The sequence below is a fragment of the Dethiosulfatibacter sp. genome, assembly GCF_983023055.1.
Genome location: NZ_CEZJXU010000320.1, coordinates 1 through 3,049 on the forward strand (window position 1 = coordinate 1; position 3,049 = coordinate 3,049).

Consider the following 3,049-nt stretch of genomic DNA (forward strand, 5'->3'; position numbering starts at 1 on the left):
GTTTTAATCTGTTTTAAGCAAAAGCTGTAGTTGAGTTTATTCACGAAACAAAAGTATCGAAACTCTTCAACTAAGTTTAAATGATAAAAGTATATAGTTGAGTCTATCTAAAGGTATTGTATCTGGATGATTCAACTAGGTTTTAGTAAGAAGTATATAGTTGAGTTGATTCTTAAAATAGAAGGAGTCAAGACGTATCAACTTGACACCGGATAGTAGAAGAATAACTACGAAACTTACTTCTTACTAAAACCACCTTTAGAGAATAAAAAATATTTATAGATAGTAACGAAACTTGCTTTTACATTAAACATCCTTATAAAAAGACATTGAATGAATAAATACGAAACTCGCTTTTGATTAAAACTTCCTTTTTATTTTATAAGCAAAAGTATATTGTTGCGAAACTCGCTTTTGCATTAAACCACTTTTTTTAAATTCAATTTATTTTTATTACTTTACCTTGCATAGTTTTTTCTTAAGAATTTTCTTGATATTACCTTTGACCTTACTCTTTTCTTTCTTATCTGTATCATAAATTCATCACCAATTGATGAATAGCCAATATCTACAACAGCAAGACCAATGGCTTTTCCCAGGGTAGGCGACTTGTATCCAGTAGTTACATATCCTATGTTTTCCCCGTCTTCATTGAAAACTTCATATTCAGCTCTTGCTATTCCTCTATCCACCAGCTCGAATCCTACCACTTTTTTCTTGAGTCCCAAATCCCTTTGAATCTTCAAGGCTTCCATTCCAATGAATTCTTCCTTCTCAAGCCTTACACAGAATCCAAATCCCGCTTCAAGAGGTGAAATATCCTCAGTCATTTCATGTCCGTAAAGAGGCATATTGGCTTCAAATCTCAATGTATCCCTTGCTCCAAGACCACATGGATGTATTTGGTATTCCTCACCTTTTTCAAGAAGACCTTCCCATACCTTTACTATTTCACCAGCAGAGGCATATATTTCAAATCCGTCCTCTCCTGTATATCCCGACCTTGATACAATACATGACACTCCAACTATGTCGATGTCTTCTGCAAAATTGAAAAACTTAAGGGTTGAAAGGTCAAAGTTCGTTTGTTTCTGAAGAAGCTCTTCAGCCTTTGGTCCTTGAAGTGCAACCTCTCCCGTAGCCTCTGAAATATGGTTTAGCTCTACCTGGAAATCTCCTTCTGCCAATGCTTTTTCCATCCAGGAAACATCCTTATTAATGTTTCCTGCGTTAATAATGAGAAGATAACTGTCCTCGTCTCTTTTGTAAACCAAAAGATCATCAACTACTCCTCCATTTTCATAACACATGACGGCATATTGAATTTCATTGTTGTTAATAAGATTTGCATCGTTTGTGATTATATGATTCACAAATCTCTTTGCATCCTTTCCTCTTACTTCCATTTCACCCATATGAGAAACATCAAATATTCCAACACTGTTTCTCACAGCATTGTGTTCCTCTACAAGACCAGAATACTGGACAGGCATTTCCCATCCTCCGAATTCTACAATCTGGCCCTTAAGCTTAAGGTGGCTCTCATAAAGAGGAGTTCTTTTCAGTTCATCCATTTCATCCATCTCCTATTATTTTGTCTTGAGACCCTATCTTATTATTCTATGGGAGAAAAGCGTTGATACATTTTCCTCTTCCCAACCCAGTGGTACAAAAAAAGATCGCAAGACAATATCTGCCTAGCAACCTCTGTTCTTTTACCTGAGAGTTTTAATTAACAATTACCCCTTCGGTGCTGCTCCAGCAGTCTCTTCAGAGTTCCATCAGATTGCGATCCTTTTGCCTGAGAGTTTCTACGGTCAATCGGCTAAACTACCCGTATTTCTCCTTCGGCCACCACTTAAGGTATCTCTCGCAACCGTCCTCTGGATGTTTCTATATATGAATTATAACATAATATCCATTTACTTTTAAAGGAAATTTTTTTTGTTTTTCCAACTACTATATATTAGAACACATACTCGCTATTAAAACACATTATAATATATGCAGGAGATGAACTCACTATGGACAATATTAATGATACCTCAATTCAACGAAAGAACAAGCCCCTCGTCGATTTGAATAACCGATGTTGGCTTGTTCTTTTTTTGGTTGTATTTTAAAGGTCGAAGGGACCAATTTTACTTATGTCAAAAGGTGTTTCCTGGTATACACAATAATTGAGCCAGTTGGAGAAAAACATATGGGCATGTCCCTTCCATTTCATATCTACATCCTTTTTAGGATCATCGTCTATGAAATAATTAGCCGGTACTTCCGTATCCATTCCATTTTTAATGTCTCTATCATATTCATTCTTCAGAGTGTACTTTTCGTATTCCCCATGACCCTGGACAAAGATCTGTCTTCTATTCTTTAGGGCGGAAATATGTACTCCTGCCTCTTCAGATTCAGCAAGAATTTCTATTGTTGGAACCTTGTCAAATTCTTCTCTTTCTATCTGTGTATGTCTCGAATGAGGAGCATAGAACTTGTCGTCAAATCCTCTCATTAGTCTGGACTTGTGATCCTTCACATCGTGGAGAAAAACTCCAAAAAGCTTCTTGTTGAGCATCTTCCTTTGAACATCGTAGTGATAGTAAAGTGCCGCCTGTGCTCCCCAGCAAAGATGGATTGTACTAAAAACATTACTCTTTGAATATTCCATAATTTCAACAAGTTCTTCCCAATAGTCGACATCTTCATAAGGGAGAGTTTCAACAGGTGCTCCTGTTATTATCATTCCGTCAAATTTCTTATGCTTTATATCATCAAACGTTTCATAAAAGGATGTAAGATGCTCCTGCTTGGTGTTCTTCGAATTGTGTGTACTCATATTCACAAGATGAAGTTTAACCTGAAGCGGTGTATTTGCAAGCATTCTTATGAGTTGTGTTTCAGTCTCTTCTTTTGTAGGCATCAGATTGACTATTACTATCTCCAATTGTCTGATGTCCTGGCTATAGGCTCTGAAATCATTCATTACAAATACATTTTCTTCCTTTAAAATATTAAATGCCGGCAGTTTATTTGGTATTACTATTGGCAT

At 36.3% G+C, this 3,049-nt stretch carries 2 protein-coding genes and 2 riboswitches; both genes read right to left on the bottom strand.

The window, feature by feature from the left end; translation table 11 throughout:
- Positions 1 to 458: 458 nt before the first annotated feature.
- Positions 459 to 1,574, bottom strand: coding sequence for a glycine cleavage system aminomethyltransferase GcvT (gene gcvT, locus AC3AX0_RS10295; protein ID WP_487550204.1), 1,116 nt, complete (start codon positions 1,572 to 1,574; stop codon positions 459 to 461).
- A gap of 123 nt (positions 1,575 to 1,697) precedes the next feature.
- A riboswitch (glycine riboswitch) is annotated at positions 1,698 to 1,779 on the bottom strand.
- A riboswitch (glycine riboswitch) is annotated at positions 1,780 to 1,883 on the bottom strand.
- Positions 1,884 to 2,119: 236 nt separating this feature from the next.
- Positions 2,120 to 3,049: a homoserine O-acetyltransferase MetA gene (metA, locus tag AC3AX0_RS10300; protein ID WP_487550205.1), complete on the bottom strand. Its 930-nt coding sequence runs from the start codon at positions 3,047 to 3,049 to the stop codon at positions 2,120 to 2,122.